At 61.6% G+C, this 19,772-nt stretch carries 18 protein-coding genes; 14 read left to right on the plus strand and 4 right to left on the minus strand.

The genetic code is table 11. The features are described 5' to 3' along the window. Positions 1-20 precede the first annotated feature (20 nt). Positions 21-2,024, plus strand: a complete 2,004-nt coding sequence (locus tag A6U98_RS29550; RefSeq protein WP_064654579.1) for a CocE/NonD family hydrolase — start codon at positions 21-23, stop codon at positions 2,022-2,024. A gap of 3 nt (positions 2,025-2,027) precedes the next feature. On the opposite strand, the gene A6U98_RS29555 is transcribed toward A6U98_RS29550, so the two are convergent. Further along, positions 2,028-2,939: an alpha/beta hydrolase gene (locus A6U98_RS29555; RefSeq protein WP_064654478.1), complete on the minus strand. Its 912-nt coding sequence runs from the start codon at positions 2,937-2,939 to the stop codon at positions 2,028-2,030. 225 nt (positions 2,940-3,164) lie between these two features. Here A6U98_RS29555 and A6U98_RS29565 point away from each other — a divergent pair, with 225 nt between their 5' ends. Continuing rightward, a complete protein-coding gene (locus A6U98_RS29565; protein ID WP_064654480.1) occupies positions 3,165-3,689 on the plus strand; it encodes an RNA polymerase sigma factor in 525 nt (174 codons plus the stop codon). Beyond that, positions 3,686-5,806, plus strand: coding sequence for a VWA domain-containing protein (locus A6U98_RS29570; protein ID WP_064654481.1), 2,121 nt, complete (start codon positions 3,686-3,688; stop codon positions 5,804-5,806). The genes A6U98_RS29565 and A6U98_RS29570 overlap by 4 nt, the downstream gene beginning before the upstream one ends. 59 nt (positions 5,807-5,865) lie before the next feature. Here the strand turns inward: A6U98_RS29570 and A6U98_RS29575 are convergent, their stop codons facing one another. Next, positions 5,866-6,792: an SMP-30/gluconolactonase/LRE family protein gene (locus tag A6U98_RS29575; RefSeq protein WP_064654482.1), complete on the minus strand. Its 927-nt coding sequence runs from the start codon at positions 6,790-6,792 to the stop codon at positions 5,866-5,868. 224 nt (positions 6,793-7,016) lie between these two features. Here A6U98_RS29575 and A6U98_RS29580 point away from each other — a divergent pair, with 224 nt between their 5' ends. Beyond that, positions 7,017-8,093 (plus strand): LacI family DNA-binding transcriptional regulator, encoded by a 1,077-nt coding sequence (locus A6U98_RS29580; protein WP_064654483.1) that lies wholly within the window; start codon positions 7,017-7,019, stop codon positions 8,091-8,093. Positions 8,094-8,162: 69 nt separating this feature from the next. On the opposite strand, the gene A6U98_RS29585 is transcribed toward A6U98_RS29580, so the two are convergent. Both A6U98_RS29585 and A6U98_RS29590 read right to left on the minus strand, forming a co-directional pair. Further along, positions 8,163-9,194 (minus strand): L-idonate 5-dehydrogenase, encoded by a 1,032-nt coding sequence (locus A6U98_RS29585; protein WP_064654484.1) that lies wholly within the window; start codon positions 9,192-9,194, stop codon positions 8,163-8,165. Between the two features lie 10 nt (positions 9,195-9,204). Beyond that, positions 9,205-10,146 (minus strand): 2-hydroxyacid dehydrogenase, encoded by a 942-nt coding sequence (locus tag A6U98_RS29590; RefSeq protein WP_064654485.1) that lies wholly within the window; start codon positions 10,144-10,146, stop codon positions 9,205-9,207. 135 nt (positions 10,147-10,281) lie between these two features. Here A6U98_RS29590 and A6U98_RS29595 point away from each other — a divergent pair, with 135 nt between their 5' ends. From A6U98_RS29595 to A6U98_RS29640, 10 genes are all read left to right on the plus strand, one after another. Further along, positions 10,282-11,046 (plus strand): SDR family oxidoreductase, encoded by a 765-nt coding sequence (locus A6U98_RS29595; protein ID WP_064654486.1) that lies wholly within the window; start codon positions 10,282-10,284, stop codon positions 11,044-11,046. A gap of 10 nt (positions 11,047-11,056) precedes the next feature. Next, positions 11,057-11,614, plus strand: coding sequence for a gluconokinase (locus A6U98_RS29600; RefSeq protein ID WP_064654487.1), 558 nt, complete (start codon positions 11,057-11,059; stop codon positions 11,612-11,614). Next, the gene (locus A6U98_RS29605) at positions 11,604-12,497 is read left to right on the plus strand and encodes an NAD(P)-dependent oxidoreductase (protein WP_064654488.1); all 894 of its coding nucleotides are present in this window, start codon (positions 11,604-11,606) and stop codon (positions 12,495-12,497) included. The genes A6U98_RS29600 and A6U98_RS29605 overlap by 11 nt, the downstream gene beginning before the upstream one ends. 107 nt (positions 12,498-12,604) lie before the next feature. Further along, positions 12,605-14,101: a sugar ABC transporter ATP-binding protein gene (locus A6U98_RS29610; protein ID WP_064654489.1), complete on the plus strand. Its 1,497-nt coding sequence runs from the start codon at positions 12,605-12,607 to the stop codon at positions 14,099-14,101. 18 nt (positions 14,102-14,119) lie between these two features. After that, on the plus strand, positions 14,120-15,160 hold the full coding sequence (locus A6U98_RS29615) for an ABC transporter permease (protein WP_064654490.1): 1,041 nt from the start codon (positions 14,120-14,122) through the stop codon (positions 15,158-15,160). A 51-nt stretch (positions 15,161-15,211) separates the two neighbouring features. Then, positions 15,212-16,309 carry a substrate-binding domain-containing protein gene (locus A6U98_RS29620; protein WP_064654491.1) on the plus strand — a complete coding sequence of 366 codons (1,098 nt, stop codon included), beginning with the start codon at positions 15,212-15,214 and terminating at the stop codon, positions 16,307-16,309. Positions 16,310-16,404: 95 nt separating this feature from the next. After that, positions 16,405-16,743: a hypothetical protein gene (locus tag A6U98_RS29625; RefSeq protein ID WP_064654492.1), complete on the plus strand. Its 339-nt coding sequence runs from the start codon at positions 16,405-16,407 to the stop codon at positions 16,741-16,743. 313 nt (positions 16,744-17,056) lie between these two features. After that, complete coding sequence (locus A6U98_RS29630) at positions 17,057-18,082, plus strand: ABC transporter substrate-binding protein (protein ID WP_064654493.1); 1,026 nt, start codon at positions 17,057-17,059, stop codon at positions 18,080-18,082. A gap of 34 nt (positions 18,083-18,116) precedes the next feature. Continuing rightward, complete coding sequence (locus A6U98_RS29635) at positions 18,117-19,016, plus strand: ABC transporter permease (RefSeq protein WP_064654494.1); 900 nt, start codon at positions 18,117-18,119, stop codon at positions 19,014-19,016. Beyond that, positions 18,992-19,741 (plus strand): ABC transporter ATP-binding protein, encoded by a 750-nt coding sequence (locus A6U98_RS29640; protein WP_064654495.1) that lies wholly within the window; start codon positions 18,992-18,994, stop codon positions 19,739-19,741. Before A6U98_RS29635 ends, A6U98_RS29640 begins: the two co-directional genes overlap by 25 nt. Positions 19,742-19,772: the final 31 nt, after the last annotated feature.

The raw sequence follows: 19,772 nt of genomic DNA on the forward strand, positions 1-19,772 counted from the left end.
ATGTGCATCAAGGAATGAGCATGACCTCTCGCGGCTTCACCACCATCGAGAATGAATGGATTACGCTGAAGGATGGGACGCGGCTTGCCGCACGCATCTGGATGCCGGATGGCGCTAGGGAAGATCCCGTTCCCGCTGTCTTCGAATTCCTGCCCTATCGCAAGCGGGACGGAACCAGTCTCAGGGATGAGTCGACCTATCCGGTCTTCGCGGCCGCAGGCATTGCCGGCGTGCGCGTCGATATCCGCGGATCAGGAGAATCCGACGGCGTCATTGACGGCGAATATACCGAATGCGAGCTTGCCAATGCCTGCGAGCTGATCGCCTGGATTGCTGCGCAGCCGTGGTCGAACGGCGCGGTTGGCATGATGGGCATCTCCTGGGGCGGCTTCAACAGCCTGCAGGTCGCAGCCTTGCGCCCGCCGGCGCTGAAAGCCGTCATATCGATCGCCTCGACCGTCGACCGCTACAATGACGACATCCACTACAAGAACGGCTGCCATCTCTCCGCCCAGCTCTCATGGGCGGCGACGATGCTCGGTTACCAGTCGCGCCCGCCCGATCCCGCACTTGTCGGCGAACGCTGGAAGGAGATGTGGTTGGAACGCCTGGCCGGCGAACCCTTCTTCATGGAGGAGTGGCTGGCCCATCAGCGGCGCGACGATTTCTGGCGTCACGGCTCGATCTCAGAGGATTTTTCGAGCGTGGAGATTCCCGCGCTTGTCATCGCCGGCTGGGCTGACGGCTACCGCAATACCCCTCTGATGGCGATCGAAGGCCTGGGCGGCAAAGCGAAGGCGTTGATTGGTCCCTGGATTCACAAATATCCGCACTTCGCCTGGCCGAAGCCGCGCACGGATTTCCATGGCGAAGCGATCGCCTGGTGGAACAAATGGTTGCGGGGCGAGGACAATGGGATCGACGGGCTGCCCCAAGCCCGCGCCTATATTCTCGATGCCATTCGCCCTGCCCCACGCCGTGACAGCGACCCGGGTTTCTGGGTTGCCAAGAACGTCTGGTCGCCGCCACAGATGCAGTGCTTCTATGTCGAGCAGTTCGGCAAGCTGACGGAAGGCATGCCGATTCCGCACGCGCCAGAACATCCCGTCTATCTCCATTCTCCGCTCGACACCGGGACGGCATCCGGTGAATATTTCACGCTGAAGCCCGACGCCGAAATGGCGATCGATCAACGCTCGGACGATGCCGGCTCGTTGATTTTCGATACGATGCCGCTTGCCGGCGACTACGACTATCTCGGCCGGCCTGTGCTCACGCTTGTGCTGCGGTCGCGGGCGGCGGGCGGAAATCTCTGCGCCCGGCTCGTCGATGTCCATCCGGATGGCACGGCAACGCGTGTCGCCTTCGGCGTCGTCAATCTCACTCACCGGGATGGCAATGCAGATCCCAAGCCGCTGATACCAGGCGAGAAGGTGTCGATCCGGCTGGTGCTCGATGCCTGCGGTTATCGCTTCCGCAAAGGGCATCGCATCCGCCTTTCCCTGTCCACCGCATATTGGCCGATGATCCTGCCGCCGCCTGATGACGAGGGCATCGAGGTCGATATCGCCGCAATCGGTCTGGGGCTGCCGATGCTCGGCGAGCACCAGCGGATAGACATCAAGGAACCGGCCAATCCCGATCCGCTGCCGAAATACATCGAGCACGCGGCGGCCGCGACGAAGCGGCAGGTCGTCCGCGATCTCTCGGCCGCCCGGACGGAGTATCACATCCACGAGGATACCGGGCTCACCGAACACCCTGAGACAGGTCTCTCGACCCGGCAATTGCGGGAGGAGGTCTGGTCGATTGCGCCCGATAATCCCCAGTCGATGACCGGGACATCGACCTGGACCTGCGATATGCGCCGCCCCGGCTGGTTCGTCCGCACGGTCGCGACCGCGCGCATTGCCTGCACCCGGAGCGACTGGATCATCAGCGCTGTCGTCACCGCTTTCGAGGACGACGTGCAGATCTTCGAAAAGGTCTTTGCGGAAAGGCGGATCGCGCGTGACCTGATGTGATCGTCAGGTCTGCGCAAAACGCCTTATGGCCTCGCACACGGCACGGAAGCCGTCGCGTGCGCCATCGCTCATGTGACGGGCGCGGAGCCAGGCATGCACCATCTGCGGCTCCTCCCGGAACCAGACTTCGACGCCCTCCGCGGTGAGCCGGGCGGCATAGTGCCGGCCGTCGTCCCGGAGCGGATCGAAATGCGCGACCGTGATGAAGGCCGGCGGCAGCCCGGCAAGCGAAACTGCCCGCAGCGGCTCGGCGATCTCATTGCCTGCCGGGGCCTGCAGGATCTCGCGGTAATAGGCGACATCCGCCGTCGTCAATCCGGGAGCCGCTGCCATTTCGACATAGGAGCCTGCAGCAAGGTCACCGCCGAGCGCCGGATAGATCAGGACCTGGCCGACGACGCCGGACAGGCCCTCGTCGCGCGCCCGCAATGCAAGGCCCGCCGCCAGATTGGCCCCGGCGCTGTCGCCGATCAGCACGACCTTGCTGTTGGCGGAAAGCAGATGCTTCAACACGGTAAAGCCGTCATCCGTCTGCGCCGGCCAGCGATATTCAGGGGCCAGCCGGTAATCGACTGACACAAGTTCCGCGCCGGCAAAATCGGCGATCTCGGCGCAGATGGCATGATGGCTCTCGAGCGAACCGACAACGAAGCCGCCGCCATGAAGGTAGAGCAGAATGGTGCGCGTGCTGATTTTCCGCGGACGGTAACGCCGGATCGGTATGCGCTGCAGCATCCCGTCCGCAAAGATCATCTCCGGGGGCAGCGGGCGGTCAAAGCGTGCGCAGAGAGCGTCGTACCAATCTCGCTGCTGTTCGATCGATGCTTGAACGGCGTCCGGCGGATAGAAGGAATCGCAAATCGCCAGAAACTGCAGGATGCCCCTTTCAGTGGGGATAGGCGGTTGAGCGGACATGGAGGTCCTTTCGCGATTTGGGACATGACAGATCATGTCCCTGGCCGACTCTGTCCTCATCATGCGCCTTCGTGGCGGGGACGACCTGTCTGGTCGCGACCCGCGAATGTCGCGCCAACTCAAAATTCCCGATAATTTTTTCGCCATCGACCCAAGGAAAGCCATCCGAGAAACGTCTCAATCTGGAAATAGCATCTTGCTTGGTAGCATGGGGTAGGTGCGGAATTGGACGCGGAGCTCATAGAACGAGCGCAGGGCGGCGACCGGGAGGCCTTCGGGCAACTGGTCTCGCGCCATTATGATTTCGTCCATGCGACGGCGTGGCGCTGGTCTGGCAGTTCCACGGATGCCGACGACATCGCCCAGGAGGTCTGCGTCAAGCTCGGCGCGGCCATCCGCAGCTTTCGCGGCGCCAGCCGCTTCAGGACATGGCTCTATACTCTGACGCTCAACGCCGCCCGCGACCATAGACGCAAGCTTGCACGAGAGGAGCAGACATTCCGAGCTTACGCCGCCGAACCGCAACCCGATGCGCCTGATGGAAATGACGACGAGCTATCGAGCGAATTATGGGCAGCCGTGCGCGCCTTGCCGGAAAGGCAATGCGATGCCGTGCTGCTCGTTTATGGCGAAGGTCTCAGCCATTCGGCGGCCGCCGATGTCATGGGCTGTTCGGAGGCGACCGTGTCCTGGCAGGTTCATGAGGCGCGCAAGAGGCTGAAGGCCGTGCTCGGCAAGGAAGAGGTATGACCGTGGACAAGGAACTCGAAAAGCTCTCCCGCCTGACACCGCCGGCAGCGACGCCGGAGGCGCGTGCGCGTGCGCTGACTGCCGCGATGCAGGCCTTCGACACCGCGGAAAATAGTGCGCAGGCAGCCCAAGGAAATGCAAAAGGCTGGCGTCAAAGCTCCATTATCAACTGGATATGGAGCCCTGCCATGAACAAGAAATTCCTCGCCGGTTCAGCGCTTGCGACGCTGCTGGTCATTCCGGCCGCCGGTTACCTTACGATCGAGCTGACTCGCAACGAATTGCCGATCGCCGACCAGACTGAGATCGCCGGCAATCTTTCGAAAAGTGAGGCGTCGAAACAACCGGCTGCAACCGCCGGTCAGCCGGTTGCGGTTGCGCCGCAAATACCGGCCGGGAACGACAGCCCGGCTGAGCAATCTGTTGCTGTCGCGCAAGCCCCGCAGGACAAGGAGGCACCGGCCCTCGCGAAACCCGATGCGTCGCAGACATCCGAATTCGATGCCAACGCCGCCCTCACGAACAAGCCGGAGGGTTCTGCCGCGGCACTCGGGGCGGCCAAACGCGCTGCGCCGGCCGCTCCCGGCATCGTCCCTCAGCGGCAGTTTGCCGAACCGATGGCCGCCATCGCCCCCTCGCCTGCGCCGCCTGCGGAGGGGCGCGTGCAGATGCAGCTCGATCCCAATCGCGAGCGGTTTGCCAATGCAGCGGCCAATCCGATCAAGAGCGTCGCGACGGATCCGGTTTCGACCTTCTCCGCCGATGTCGACAGCGCGTCCTATTCCTTCGTCCGCCGCTCGTTGACGGGCGGGGCGCTGCCCGATCCGCAATCGGTTCGCGTCGAGGAGATGATCAATTATTTCCCCTATGACTGGCCGGGTCCTGAAAATGCCGCCCAGCCTTTCAAGGCGACGGTGACTGTGATGCCGACCCCGTGGAACCACGACACGGAATTGATGCATGTGGCGATCAAGGGCTATGACATCGCGCCGGCGACCACGCCGCATGCCAATCTGGTCTTCCTGATCGACGTGTCGGGTTCGATGGACGAGCCGGACAAGCTGCCGCTGCTGAAGAGCGCCTTCCGGCTCCTCGTCAACAGGCTGAAGGCCGACGATACCGTCTCGATCGTCACCTATGCCGGCAATGCCGGCACCGTGCTGTCCCCGACACGCGTGGCGGAGAAATCGAAGATCCTGTCGGCGATCGACAAGCTGGAGCCCGGCGGCTCGACCGGCGGCGCCGAAGGCATCGAGGCGGCCTACGATCTTGCCAAACAGGCCTTCGTCAAGGACGGCGTCAACCGCGTAATGCTGGCGACGGACGGCGACTTCAATGTCGGCCCGTCGAGCGACGAGGATTTGAAGCGGATCATCGAAGAGAGACGCAGGGACGGCATCTTCCTCACCGTTCTCGGTTTCGGGCGGGGCAATCTCAACGATTCCCTGATGCAGACACTGGCGCAGAACGGCAACGGCAGCGCCGCCTATATCGACACCTTGGCCGAGGCGCAGAAGACGCTGGTCGAAGAAGCAGGCTCGACGCTGTTTCCGATCGCCAGCGACGTCAAGTTCCAGGTCGAGTTCAACCCGGAACGGATCGCCGAATACCGCTTGATCGGCTACGAGACGCGGGCGCTGAACCGCGAGGATTTCAACAATGACCGTGTCGATGCCGGCGATATCGGCTCTGGCCACAGCGTCACGGCAATCTACGAGATTACGCCCAAGGGAAGCCCGGCGGTGATGAATGACGACCTGCGGTACGGCGCAGCCAACAAGGTGCCGGCCGAGGCCTCCGACAGCGCCCATCACGGCGAACTTGCCTTCGTCAAGATGCGCTACAAGCGGCCGGGCGAGGATAAGAGCGCCCTCATCACCACGCCTGTCGACGACAACAACGCGGTCGCCACCATCGACGCCACGCCGCAGGATGTCCGCTTCTCGGTGGCCGTCGCCGCCTTCGGTCAGAAACTAAGCCACATCGCCGCCGTCGATTCCTATTCCTATCGGGCGATTGCCGATCTCGCCGCGGCATCGCGAGGGACTGACACCTTCGGCTACAGGTCGGATTTCCTCGGCCTCGTTCGTTTGGCGGACGGCCTCAGTCAACGGTGAGGCAAGACGTAAAAACCGCGGCAAACGAGAGGCCGTCCCAAGGCGGCCTCTATTCGGCGTTACCCCAGTCTCGACCCGTTGGCGGTCAGATAAACAGCGTAGAGAGACGTGCTCGCGGTGATGAAGAGACGGTTCAGTTTCTCTCCGCCGAACGTGACGTTGGAGACGCCCTCAGGAATATGGATCTTGCCGAGCAACGTTCCATCCGGATCATAGGCGTGGACACCATCGCCGGCGCTCGTCCATATCTTGCCTTTGCGGTCGACGCGAAAGCCATCGAACAGACCTGAGGTGCATTCTGCGAAAACGCCGAGATCGGTCAGCCGGGCATCGCTCGACACGGCGAGCTTTCTGATGTGGCGCGGACCGCTGGCCAGGTGCGTTGCCCCGGTGTCGGCAATGTAGAGCACCGTCTCATCCGGGGAAAAGGCCAGCCCGTTCGGCTTGACGAAATCGGACGTGACCTGATCGGTCGTGCCTGTTGCCGGATCATGCCGGTAGACGTGGCATCCGCCGATTTCCGCTTCGCCGTAGTCGCCCTCATAGTCGTGGAGGATGCCGTAGCTCGGGTCGGTGAACCAGACGGTTCCATCGGACTTGACGGTGACGTCATTTGGAGAATTGAGCCGCTTGCCTGCAATTCGATCGGTCAGAACGGTGATCGTGCCGTCGAATTCGGTTCGCGTGACACGGCGCGTCAGATGCTCGCAGGTGATGAGCCGTCCCTGATTGTCGACAGTGTTGCCGTTCGAATTGTTGCTGGGTGCGCGGAATACCGATGTGTGCCCGCTGGTATCGTCATAACGCATCATTCGGTTGTTGGGGATATCCGAGAAAACCAGATACCGCCCGGCGGCAAACCAGGCCGGCCCCTCCAGCCAGCGGCCACCCGTCCAAAGCCGCTCAACGCGAGCGTGACCGACAAAGCAGCTTTCAAAGCGAGGGTCGAGAACCTCAAACCCAGTACCGTCAATTTGCCCGAACATGATGCTCCTCCGTATCATCAATTGTTATCGATATCATATTGTCGCGTTTTGCGAGCTTCGTATAGGCATCGGCCTGCCGGTCTCTGCGAAAATGTGCCAGGAATCTTGGTTTTCGCCCGTTGGTTCGGTGCGTTGCTGCAATAAAATCGATTGTGCGATGATAGCGATAACTTTATCGTGTGTTGAATTGCCCCAACCCGGAAGCTGTGCGAAAGCGGAGACCAGTGAAGAACGAGGATGTGCCGAAAGACAAGCGTCTCAAACCGGGAGAGGCTCAAAAGCTGACGATGGCGGAGGTCGCCAAATATGTCGGCGTATCCGCCATGACCGTTTCGCGTGCCTTTCGCCAGGATGCGAGCGTTTCCGAGGAGACCCGCAAGCGCATCATGGAAGCCGTCGACGCGCTCGGCTATGTGCTCGACCTGTCTGCCGGCAGTCTTTCGTCGCGGCGGAGCGGCTTCATCGCCGCCCTGGTACCCTCCATCAACAATTCGAATTTTTCCGACACGGCGCGGGGCATGACCGATGCGCTGCAGAATACCGGCCTTCAGCTTCTTCTCGGCTATACCGACTATTCGGCGGAGAAAGAGGAAGAGCTGATCGAGGCGATGCTGCGCCGCCGCCCTGAAGGCATCATCCTGACCGGTGGTTCGCACACCGCGCGCGCGCGGCGTATGCTCGCAAAAGCCGGCATTCCCGTTGTCGAGACCTGGGAACTTCCGGAAGATCCGATCAATCAGGTCGTCGGCTTTTCCAACAGCGAGGCGATGGCCTTGCTGGTGAGGACGCTTGCCGGACAGGGATATCGGAAGTTCGGCTATATCGGCGGAACGACGGCGCGCGATACGCGCGGCAGCCAGCGGCGAAGCGGTTTCCAGAAAACTGTCGAAGAACTGGGCCTCGGACCAGGACGGATGATTTCCTTCGGCGTCCCGCCCATCACCATGGAACAAGGCGGCCAGGCGATCGTCAGTCTGCTGGAGCGCTGGCCGGACACGGAAGTGGTTCTCTGCGTCTCAGACCTTTCCGCCTTCGGCGCCATCATGGAATGCACGCGCCGGGGAATGAAGGTTCCGCGGGACATCGCCATTGCCGGTTTCGGCGATTACGAGATCTCGTCCATCTGTCATCCGCGCATCACCACCATCAATGTGGACTGTTATGGCATCGGCCGCCAGGCGGCTGCCCGCCTGCTGGATACCCTCCATACCGGCGAAGCGACCGGCGATGAGATCACGTTGACCGGCTACAAGGTTGTCTTGCGCGAAAGCACAGACCGGAACGGCGCGCCGACCGATTGAAGCGCCGCGCGTCTTTTCAGATGCGCGGCGATGCAACACTTTGAATGGCTGCAGGGATCATACAGTCGGTCAGAAGGCGATCTGCACTTTCATGGACTTGCTGCGGTCGCCTGCCAGTTCGAAGGCGGCAACTGCCTCTTCGATCCCGAAAACACCTGTCAGCAGCGGCTTCAGATCGACGCGACGCGCGTTGATCAGTTCGACGGCGAGGGCAAATTCCTCGTGAAAACGGAATGTGCCGCGCATCTCGATTTCCTTCGCAACGATCATGTTCTGCGGAATGGAAACATCGCCGCCAAGGCCGAGCTGCACGAGAACGGCGCGGGGCTTAAGCGTCTCCAGGCCCGCGCGCACGGCCCGCTCATTGCCTGACGCTTCGAACATGACATCGAAATATCCCTTGTCAGCGCTGTAAGCCGCGAGGTCGGAAGCATGCGTGGCAACATTGATCGTTCGGTCGGCGCCGCTGGTGCGGGCAATCGCCAGAACGCTGTCGGTCACGTCGGTCGCGACGATCTCGCGGGCGCCGAGAACACGCGCCGCAACGATCGCCAACATCCCGATGGGGCCGCACCCGGTGACGAGCACCCGTTTGCCCAGCAACGATCCGGCGCGGTTTGCCGCATGCAGCGTCACCGCAAAGGGTTCGGCAAAGGCTGCCTCATGGATGGAAATGCCGTCCGTGACCTTGTGGCATTGCCAGCGTTCCGCTACCAGCCGCTGGCGAAAGCCCCCCTGAATATGCGGCATCGGCATGGCGCTGCCGTAAAACCGCATGTTGAGGCAGTGGTTTTGCTGCCCCTTCAGGCAATATTGGCAATGGTTGCACGGCCGGCTCGGGGAAACCGCGACACGGTCTCCGACGGCAAGATCGGCGACGCCGGAACCCAGCGCCTTGACCGTGCCGGCGATCTCATGGCCGAGGATCATCGGTTCGCGCAGGCGAACGGTGCCGAAACCGCCATGATTGTAATAATGCAGGTCGGAACCGCAGATGCCGCCGGCTTCGATGGCAATCTCCACCTGCCCGGCGCCCGCAACCTCCGGCTCGCGCTCTTCGATCCTGAGATCCTTGGCGGCATGAATGACGATGGCTTTCATATCGGGACCCTCACACGACGGGAGTTGGAAGCGGGCTGCCTGCAAAATGCGCAGCGAGATTGTCTCTGACCAGTTGGCCCATGGCCTTGCGGGTCTCGACAGTGCCAGAGCCGTGATGGGGCTGCAACACGACGTTTTGCAACGTCAGGAAACGTGCATCGATCTTGGGTTCGTTCAGGAAGACATCGAGGCCAGCCGCCTGGATGGTGCGGTCTTGAAGGGCTGCGATCAACGCCTCTTCGTCGACGGTCGTCCCGCGCGAAACATTGATCAAGATGCCGTTCGGACCAAGTGCTTTAAGCACCTCAGCATTGATGATCTTCATGGTCGCCCCCCCGCCGGGGACGATGACGATCAGAAAATCGGCCCAATCCGCAAGTGCGATCAGGTCGGGTTCATAGGCGTAAGTTACATCCGTGTGGTCATGGCGAGCGAAATAGGAGATGTCGCAGCCGAACGCGGCAGCCCTTCTGGCGATTGCCTTGCCGATCCGGCCCATGCCGACGATCCCCACCTTCTTGCCCGAGACGCGCGTCACCAGCGGCATGGCGACACTGCCCCATTGGCCGGAGCGCACGAGAACATCTGCCTGCGGGATCTTCCGCGCCGTGGCAAGCAGCAGTCCGATGGCGATATCGGCGACATCTTCGGTCAGCACATCGGGCGTGTTCGTGACGCGAATGCCGTTGGCGCGGGCATAGGACAAGTCGATTGCGTCGGTGCCGACGCCGTAACAGGAGACGATTTCCAGTTTCGGCAATTGCGCCATCAGTTCTGCTGACGCTCCGAGTTCGCCGCGGGTCGCTATGGCGCGGATATCCTTGCCGACCCTGGAAATCAGCTCCTGCCGGTCTGTCGCTTCCCACAGGCGATGGATGCGGTAGTTCGCTTCCAGATCCACCATGTCCCATTCCGGATAAGCTCCGGTCATCAAGATTTCTACCTCAGGCATTCCGTTTCCATCCCGCATTTTGACAGTTGATTATGTTATCGATAACATATAATTCGGAAATGGGATGTCAAGTGAGTTTCACCGTCAGCGGCAGTCGAAGCCGTCGCCTGCGGCGAGACCGGAGGAGTGATTTACATGAAGAACTTGTTTGATCTTACCGGACGGCGCGCCCTGATCACCGGCTCGAGCCAGGGGATTGGCTATGCCCTGGCCGAAGGCCTGGCGCAGCATGGCGCCGAGGTGATCATCAACGGCCGCACGCCCGAAAGTGTCAAACGCGCGGTCGACAGTCTCAGGGATCAAGGCCTGTCTGCCCATGCGGCGATCTTCGACGTGACCAGCAAGGACGCTGCCAAAGAAGGCATAGACGTGATCGAAGCCGATATCGGGCCGCTCGACATCCTGATCAACAATGCCGGTATGCAGTTTCGCACGCCGCTGGAAGATTTTCCGGCGGACAAATGGGAGCTGCTGCTGACCACCAATATTTCGAGCGTGTTCTACGTCGGCCAGGCAGCGGCCAAACCCATGATCGCCCGCGGCCAGGGCAAGATCATCAACATCGCCTCCGTTCAAAGCGAATTGGCGCGCCCGGGCATTGCTCCCTATACGGCGACCAAGGGTGCGGTGCGCAATCTGACCCGCGGCATGTGCGCCGACTGGGCCAAGTACGGCCTGCAGATCAACGCGATTGCGCCGGGCTATTTCAAGACGCCGCTCAATCAGGCACTCGTCGACAATCCCGAGTTCTCGTCCTGGCTCGAGAAGCGGACGCCGGCCGGACGCTGGGGCAATGTCGAGGAACTGGTCGGCGCCGCCGTTTTCCTGTCGGGCCGCGGCTCGTCCTTCATCAACGGGCACACGCTGTATGTCGACGGCGGCATCACGACCTGCCTCTGATAGAGAGACGATGGACTTGGAGCAAAAGACACCACCTCTGGCCGTCATCGTCATGGGCGTCAGCGGCTGCGGCAAATCCTCGGTCGGAGAACGTCTCGCCGCTCAAAACGGCATGCCGTTTCTGGAGGGCGACCAACTCCACCCCGCTGAAAACGTTGAGAAGATGGCGCAGGGCATATCGCTCACCGACGACGACCGCTTGCCCTGGCTCGACCGGATCGGCGCGGAAATAAGGACCGCGCAAGAAGCGTCGCAAGGATTGGTGATTTCGTGTTCGGCGCTGAAGAGACACTATCGCGATAGGCTGCGGCAGGCGGCTACCGGGCGGCTGGTCTTTGTTTTCCTGGAGGGATCCCGCGAGCTCCTATTGTCGCGGATGCAGGCACGCCAAGGCCATTTCATGCCGGCGTCCTTGCTTGACAGCCAGCTGGAAACACTGGAGCCGCCGACCGGTGAAGCTGGTGTCGTGACGGTGGCGATCGATAATGCATTGGATGATATCGTGGCGCTGGCTTGCAAGGGGCTGAGCGGCATAACCATCAAGGGAGGAGATTACCGTGCAGGATGACTACAGAGCAGATGTCGCCGTCATCGGTGCCGGCATCATGGGAACGGCGATCGTCACCCGACTGATCGAAACCGGGCATAAGGTCTCGGTCTTCGACCTGGATACCGAAAAAGTTGCGGCTTTGCAGGCCAAGGGCGCACGCGCGGCCGGCTCCGTGGAGGAAGCGGTCTCACGGTCGGCGTTTTGTGTGCTGAGCCTCAATCATGCAAATATCGTCCGCGCTGTCGTCTTCGGCGAAAAGGGTGTTGCGGCCGCTGCAAATGCCGACAAGCTGCTGATCGACATGTCGTCGATCGACCCCGCCGACACGGCCGACATGGCGATGCGGCTGCGTCGGGAAACCGGCATGGCATGGGTGGATTGCCCGCTCTCCGGCGGCGTGCCAGGTGCGCTGAGCGGACGCCTGACGATTATGGCCGGTGGCAGCCCTGAGGATTTCGAGCGGGCGCGTGTGGTGATGCGGCATCTTGCCGCCAATTACACGCTGATGGGTGCATCGGGCGCCGGGCAGACGACGAAGCTGATCAATCAGCTGTTTTGCGCCGTGCTGTTTCAGGCCGTCGCGGAGGCGGTCAAGCTCGCTGAAGCCGGCGGCGTCGATCCGGCCGCCATTCCGGCAGCCCTTGCCGGCGGCAGGGCTGATAACCGGATAATGCAGGAGTTCATGGCAAAATTCGCTGCCCGGGATTTCTCGCCGACAGGCAGAATCGACAACATGTTGAAGGACCTGGATTCGCTTCAGGCCTTTGCGCTGAAGACGAAGACGCCATTGCCGATGACCGGCTCCGCGGTCGAAATTCATCGCCTGCTTTGCGCTGCCGGCCTCGGGCCGAAGGACTCCGCCGAGATGATGCGTCTTCTCGACGGATTTCAGGCCGGCTGACGTCAATCTCTCCGAGAAATTCGAGATCGTCATCTTTCCGCTTGACCATCCATAAATGTTATCGATAACATACATCCATGACAACCGCAGCTTTGGGAGGAGCCACAGTGGAAGCCAAGAGACTGCTGGAGTTCCAGTCGATCACCAAGAGCTTCGGCGGCACGCAGGCGCTGCGTGACGTGTCGATCGATCTGCGCGAGGGGGAAATCCTCGCGCTGCTGGGGGAAAACGGCGCCGGCAAATCGACGCTCATCAAGACGCTTGCGGGCATCTACAAGCCGGATGCCGGCGACATCCTTTTTCGCGGTCAGAGCTACCATCATCGCCCCCCGAAGCCGAACGAGCGGCAGCCGGTTGCCTTCATCCACCAGGATCTCGGTTTGATCGAGTGGATGACGGTCGGCGAGAACATGGGTCTATCTCAGGGTTTCTCGATGCGTCGCGGCCTGATCGACTGGAACAGGACGCAGGCACGCGCCAAGGAAGCCTTGAAACTGGTCGGCTGTGATTTTGACCCCACGACGCGGGTCTCTGCGCTGTCGCGCACCGAAAAATCGCTTGTCGCCATTGCCCGTGCGCTTGCCGTCGAAGCCGACGTGCTGGTGCTCGACGAGCCGACGGCGAGCCTTCCCGCCGACGAAGTCGATCGGCTGTTCAACGCGATCCGCCCCTTAAAGGATCGCGGCGTCGGCATGATCTACGTCTCCCACAGGCTGGACGAGATTTTCCGGATTGCCGATCGGGTCGCCGTTCTGCGCGACGGATGCATGGTGGGACAGAAGCCGGTCAGCGAGACGACCCCAGACGAGCTGGTGACGATGATCATCGGCCGCAGCGGTGACAGCCTCTTTTCCAAGACGGCGATCACGCCCGGCAAGGCGATCGTCAAGGTTCGCGATCTCGTTTGCGCCGGCACAGGCGCGATATCGTTCGATATCCGCGAGGGCGAGTTTCTGGGCTTGGCTGGATTGCGCGGCGCCGGTCAGGAACGGATCGGCCGCGCCCTGTTCGGTTGCGAGCCCTTTAACGGCTCGGTTCTGCTGCATGACGAGGCCCCCGACCTTTCCAGCCCGCGGCGGGCCATGGCGTCGGGTATCGGATTGATTGCCCGTGACCGGACGGAGGAATCCGTGGCGCTCTCGCTGTCCATCCGGGAAAATACCTATCTCAATCCGGGAGCCGTCGGGCGTGGGCTTTTGTCCTTCCTGTCGCCGCGCGGCGAAGCCGATCTTGCCCATAAGATCGGCCACTCCGTCGGCCTGCGGCCGAACGACCCGGATCTGCCGGTGGAGGCCCTGTCGGGCGGCAATCAGCAGAAAGTGGTCGTCGGCCGCTGGCTGGCGACCGGCCGCAAGCTGCTGGTCGCAGAAGATCCGACTGCCGGCGTCGACATCGGCGCGCGTGCGGAGATCTACCGTCTGATCACCCAGGCGCTCGAGGCCGGTCTCGCGGTTGTCGTGGTGTCGACGGACTTCGAGGAAATCGCCCATATCTGCCACCGCGCGCTGGTTTTCTCGCGCGGCGAAATCGTCAGCGAACTGACTGGAAGCGCTCTGACGACGGAGGCGGTCATCACGGCCGCATCCGCATCGGAAGCCGCTTGAGCCATCGGGAGAACAGCCATGCAATCCATTGAATCCACGGCGCTGGAGCCGACCAAGAGCGAAATGGCCGGTCTGTCCACCGGACAGAAGATCGGGCGCCTGATCCCGGTTTACGGCCTGGTGATCCTGACCGTCGGTCTGATCGTGATCTTCTCGATCCTTCTGCCCGATACTTTCCCAACCGTGTTGAACGTCCGTTCGATTGTATCCGACAAGGCAATCATCGCGCTTCTGTCGCTCGCCGCGATGATCCCGATGGCATCGGGTCGCATCGACCTAACCGTCGGCTATGGCATCGTGCTCTGGCACATCCTCGCCATCAGCCTGCAGACGGCCTACGGCCTGCCCTGGCCGGTCGCGGTCGTTATCGTTCTCGCGCTTGGCGTTCTGACCGGCTTCATCAACGGCCTGCTGGTCGAGGTCGCGAAAATCGACAGCTTCATCGCGACGCTCGGCACCGGAACGGTCCTATACGCGCTCGCCCTCTGGCACACCGGCGGGCGGCAGGTGGTCGGCGTCCTGCCTGATGGTTTCTATGCGCTGAACGGCACCATGCTGTTCGGCCTGCCGATCACCGGCTTCTACGTGCTGCTGATCGCGATCTGCATGTGGATCGTGCTCGAATACCTGCCGATCGGCCGCTATCTCTACGCCATCGGCGCCAATCCCAAGGCGGCCGCCCTCAATGGCATTCCGGTCCGCAAATTCGTGATTGGCGCCTTCGTCACTTCGGGGCTGCTTGCGGCTCTGACCGGGGTCCTTCTCGCCTCGAAGCTGCGGATCGGCCAGGCGAGCGTCGGCCTCGAATATCTCCTGCCGGCACTTGTCGGCGCGTTCCTCGGATCGACGACGATCAAGCCCGGCCGGGTGAACGTCTGGGGCACCTTGATCGGCGTCATCATCCTGGCGGTCGGAATATCAGGAATTCAGCAATTCGGCGGGTCATTCTTCGTCGAACCGCTGTTCAACGGTGTGACCCTGCTGATTGCCATCGGCATAGCAGGTTACGCCCAGCGCAAGCGCGGAGCTGTGAGGAGGATCACACCCGCATCCAAATGAGGATGCCGGCTCATCCCGGCATTTCATAACAAACAAAATGGAGGAGTGAACATGAAGCGCAGAATGTTATTGCAGGCAACGGTCGCAACCGTCGCCGTTATGCTCAGCATGCCGGCATTGGCCGATTCCATGGCCGACGCCAAGGCCGTGGTCGAGAAGTATGCTTCCAAGGTGAGCGCCTGGGATGGCCCGACGAGCGGCCCGAAGGCCGCTGCCGGAAAGAACATCGTCATTCTTGCCGGCGATATGAAAAACGGCGGCATCCTCGGTGTGGTGAATGGGGTTCAGGAAGCGGCGGGCGCGCTCGGCTGGACGGTGAAGGCGCTTGACGGCGCCGGTTCGATCGGCGGGCGCACCGCGGCGTTCGGCCAGGCCATGGCACTGAAGCCGGATGGCATCATCATCAACGGCTTTGACGCGGTCGAACAGAAGCCGGCGATGGAAGCGGCCAAGGCTGCCGGCATTCCAATGGTTTCCTGGCACGCCGCCTCGGCTGTCGGTCCGGTCCCTGAAGTCGGTGTCTTCGCAAACGTCACCACCGATGCGATGGAAGTCTCGAAGTCCGCGGCGGATTGGGCCTTCGCCGATGCCGCCGGCAAGCCGGGTGTCATCATCTTCACCGACTCCACCTATGCGATCGCGATCGCCAAAGCCGATCGTATGAAGAAGGAGATCGAGGATCTCGGCGGCACGGTGCTCGAATATGTCGACACGCCGATTGCCGAAACCTCTCAGCGCATGCCGCAGCTCACCACGTCGCTTCTGCAGAAGTATGGCGCGAAGTGGACGCATTCGCTGGCGATCAACGACCTCTACTACGACTTCATGGGACCTTCGCTCGCCTCGGCCGGCATTGCAGGTGATGGAAAGCCAGTGAACGTCGCAGCCGGCGACGGTTCGGAGAGCGCCTATCAGCGTATCCGTGCCAAGCAGTTCCAGGCCGTCACGGTCGCCGAGCCGCTCAACCTCCAGGGCTGGCAGCTCGTCGATGAACTGAACCGCGCCTTTGCGGGCGCTCCCTGGTCGGGCTACGTGTCGCCGCTCCATGTGGTGACCAGCCAAAACGTCGAGTTTGACGGTGGACCGAAGAATAGCTTCGATCCCGACAACGGCTATCGCGACCAATACAAGAAAATCTGGGGCAAATAACCCTCCCAATCAGGGCGTATCGACCGATACGCCCTGATATTCCGACAACACACCACCATCGATCCAGCTCCGGCGAGTTTTGGAAAAGAGAACCTATGATCATTCGTTATGCTTTGTTTGAAGGCGAAATCCATTCCGGTCGGGAAAAAGAATTCCGCGAATTCGTGCGGCAGCGGCTCGTGCCTCTCTGGACGAAATTTCCGGGCGCCGAGGAAATCCGGGTGCTTGACGGCATGGAGCGCGACGAAGGCGCCCCGATCTATGCCATGGCGCTGGCCATTCGTTATCCCGATATGGACGCGGTGAACGCAGCACTTCTCTCCGATGTGCGCTCCGAGAGCCGCGAGGTCACCGGCGAACTTCTGCAGCTCTTTACCGGCAAGGTGCATCATCACGTATTCGCGGCCAACGAATATGCACCGCATATTGCCTGAGATCAGGTGATCCCGACGTCCGTGACGGCTTGGGCGACCGCTCCGATCGCTGCCCGGCTTAAACAAAAGTAGGGGTTTGAACAAAGACCCGGAAAGCGCCCGCGGACGAGCCTCCCGGGCGCTTTTTCACGTCTGGTGCACCGAGTATCCTCAGACGCGACGGATGCGATCGTTTCGGTTGCCCGACTTTTGAGGACAATTTTCCCTCAGCGTCACTTTCATTAAACTAAATAGTCTATCGATTTAGTAGATTATGTTCCATCTTGCCGTGCATCGCTCCTGCAAACAACAATCCGAAACGGGAAGATCGACGATGACATTGGCAAAGACATTCAAAATTGCGTTGTTCAGTCTGCTTGGTCTCAGTGCCGTTCACGGTCCGGCGGCAGCTCAGGCAGAGGCTCCGCTCCTTCCCAAGGTGCCGCCAGGCACGGTGCTGACGATCGGCGATCCGGTCACTCAGAAAGCTCTCGAAGTGTCCGGCCTCGGCAAGGAGCTCAGTTTCGAAGTCAAATGGGCCAATATCAGCGGCGGGCCGCAGACTTCGGAAGCTTTCCGCGCCCATGCGCTGGATGTCGGGTCTGTAGCCGAGATCCCCTCCATCTTCGCTAACTGGAACAACCTGCCCGTCCGCAACATCGCCTATCGCGAACGCCGTGACCCGATCGCCAATCCGATCTACCGCTTCGGCATCGCACCAGGCGCGGCCGTCAAGACGCTGGCGGATTTCCGCGGCAAACGCATCGCCTTCAGCCCGGGGCAGGCCCAAGGCACGCTCGTTCTGCGTGCCCTCCATGCCGCAGGCTTGAAGAGCGGCGATGTCACTCTGGTGGAACTGCCAAGCACCAGCGACGTCTATCCGAAGGCATTGGCAAGCAAGCAGGTCGACATCGCACCGCTCGGCGGCGTCTACATCAGGCGCTACATCACCCAATACGGACCCGATGGCGCGACCCTCGTCGAGCATGGCCTGCGCGACGATCCGAGCCATCTTTATGCGCCGCAATGGGTTCTGGATGATCCCGCCAAGGCGGCAGCCCTCGCCGAATATGTCGGTCTGTGGGCACGCGCCACGGAATGGGTGAACCGGAACCCGGACCTCTGGATCAAGGAATATTACGTCGGTCAGCAGGGACTGAGCCAGGAAGACGGGGAATATCTCGTCAAGCTGACCGGCGAACAGATCGTTCCCAGCGATTGGAGCGAAGTGAAGAAGCGCCACCAGGAAACCATCGACCTGCTGGCAGACGAGCTCGGCTACAAGCCCCTCAATGTGGAGCAGATTTTCGACAATCGCTTCGAAAAGCTCGGCGCCGCGGCTTTGGCCAAGAGCCAATAATGTTCGACATTCCTTCGGAGAGGAGATCTGAAGCATGGCAACCACTTGGGATGCAGATGAGACGAAACTATCCCTGACATCAGGCGGGAGAGTTGCGCATGGAGGCTCACGCCTGGCAAAGGCGGTTGGTCCGGCTAGCTGTGCTGGCCCCCGCGCCCGGCGCAGGCTGGGTCCCGGACCCGCGATCCCTTTCGGGTTGCAGATAGGGCCGGTATTGCTTGTCCTGACCTGGGTCGTCGGTTCGGCATTGGGATGGATCGACCCGCGCATCCTGTCGGCGCCGTGGACGGTGGTCGAGGCTTTCGTAAGGCTGATAGAGCAGGGTCGCTTGCAGGACAATTTCGTGACGTCGGCGACCCGCGCCCTGCTCGGTCTTAGCATCGGATTGCTGATCGGCACGTTGCTGGCGGTGATCGCCGGCCTTTCCCGGATCGGCGAAGCCCTGATCGACGGGCCGGTCCAGATCAAGCGCGCGATACCGACGCTGGCCCTGATCCCCTTGCTGATCCTATGGTTCGGCATCGGCGAGAGCATGAAGGTCACGACCATCGCGCTTGCCGTGATCGTGCCGATTTACATCCACACCCACAATGCGCTCCGCAGCATCGACAGCCGTTATGTCGAACTGGCCGAGACCCTGCGGATGAGCCAGAAGGACTTCATCCTTCAGGTGGTGCTGCCCGGCGCCCTACCGGGTTTCCTTCTGGGCCTGCGGTTTGCCGTCACCCTCTGCTGGGTTTCTCTCGTCGTGGTCGAGCAAATCAACGCCACCAGCGGGCTCGGCTACATGATCGATCTTGCCCGCAACTACGGGCAGACCGACGTCATTCTCGTAGGCCTGGTGGTCTATGTGCTGCTCGGTCTCGTTTCGGACGGTCTCGTCCGCCTGCTTGAACGGAGGGCCCTCTCATGGCGCCGCACCCTGGCAAACTGAAGCCCGCAAACAAAGCCGTCCACGTGCGAGACCTCGTACGCCGGTTTGCGACGAAGACGATCCTCAACGGCGTCGACCTCGATATCGAGGAAGGCGAGTTCGTTGCCCTGCTTGGCCGCAGCGGCTCCGGCAAAAGCACGTTCCTCAGGGCTCTTGCCGGCCTCGATCACGGTGTCGAGGGAACGGGCACCCTCGAGACGCCGGAGAGTCTTTCGGTGGTTTTCCAGGATGCCCGCCTGCTGCCCTGGCGTACCGTCATCCAGAACGTCACGCTTGGCTTGACCGGCGCCTCTGGCCAGGAAGCCGGACGGAAGGCTTTGGCGGAGGTAGGACTTGCGGGTCGGGAAACGGCGTGGCCGAACCAGCTTTCGGGCGGGGAACAGCAGAGGGTCGCGCTTGCCCGTTCGCTGGTGCGCGAACCGGCCCTGCTTCTCGCCGATGAGCCGTTCGGTGCGCTCGATGCGCTGACCCGGCTGAAAATGCACGATCTGCTGCGGGAGTTGTGTGCAAGACACCGTCCTGCTGTGCTGCTCGTCACTCATGACGTCGACGAGGCGATTTCGCTGGCCGACCGCATACTGGTTCTCGACGAAGGGCGCCTTATCGAGGACCTCAAGATCGATCTGCCGACGCCGCGCGACCACGGCGATCCGCGCTTTGCGCAATTCCGAATCCACCTCCTGAGCCGGCTCGGGGTCGAGCTTCCGGGCCGCAAGGCCGCCTGACATCAGCAACAGTTCAGTTTGATCTGGAGAT

The organism is Rhizobium sp. WYCCWR10014 (assembly GCF_001657485.1).
Taxonomy (GTDB): domain Bacteria; phylum Pseudomonadota; class Alphaproteobacteria; order Rhizobiales; family Rhizobiaceae; genus Rhizobium.

Bases quoted from the DNA above. Each gene is read 5' to 3' on its own strand.
- A6U98_RS29550 (WP_064654579.1), top strand. From the start codon at position 21: ATGACCTCTCGCGGCTTCACCACCATCGAGAATGAATGGATTACGCTG.
- A6U98_RS29555 (WP_064654478.1), bottom strand. From the start codon at position 2,939: ATGTCCGCTCAACCGCCTATCCCCACTGAAAGGGGCATCCTGCAGTTT.
- A6U98_RS29570 (WP_064654481.1), top strand. From the start codon at position 3,686: ATGACCGTGGACAAGGAACTCGAAAAGCTCTCCCGCCTGACACCGCCG.
- A6U98_RS29575 (WP_064654482.1), bottom strand. From the start codon at position 6,792: ATGTTCGGGCAAATTGACGGTACTGGGTTTGAGGTTCTCGACCCTCGC.
- A6U98_RS29585 (WP_064654484.1), bottom strand. From the start codon at position 9,194: ATGAAAGCCATCGTCATTCATGCCGCCAAGGATCTCAGGATCGAAGAG.
- A6U98_RS29590 (WP_064654485.1), bottom strand. From the start codon at position 10,146: ATGCCTGAGGTAGAAATCTTGATGACCGGAGCTTATCCGGAATGGGAC.
- A6U98_RS29595 (WP_064654486.1), top strand. From the start codon at position 10,282: ATGAAGAACTTGTTTGATCTTACCGGACGGCGCGCCCTGATCACCGGC.
- A6U98_RS29600 (WP_064654487.1), top strand. From the start codon at position 11,057: ATGGACTTGGAGCAAAAGACACCACCTCTGGCCGTCATCGTCATGGGC.
- A6U98_RS29615 (WP_064654490.1), top strand. From the start codon at position 14,120: ATGCAATCCATTGAATCCACGGCGCTGGAGCCGACCAAGAGCGAAATG.
- A6U98_RS29620 (WP_064654491.1), top strand. From the start codon at position 15,212: ATGAAGCGCAGAATGTTATTGCAGGCAACGGTCGCAACCGTCGCCGTT.
- A6U98_RS29625 (WP_064654492.1), top strand. From the start codon at position 16,405: ATGATCATTCGTTATGCTTTGTTTGAAGGCGAAATCCATTCCGGTCGG.
- A6U98_RS29630 (WP_064654493.1), top strand. From the start codon at position 17,057: ATGACATTGGCAAAGACATTCAAAATTGCGTTGTTCAGTCTGCTTGGT.
- A6U98_RS29635 (WP_064654494.1), top strand. From the start codon at position 18,117: ATGGCAACCACTTGGGATGCAGATGAGACGAAACTATCCCTGACATCA.
- A6U98_RS29640 (WP_064654495.1), top strand. From the start codon at position 18,992: ATGGCGCCGCACCCTGGCAAACTGAAGCCCGCAAACAAAGCCGTCCAC.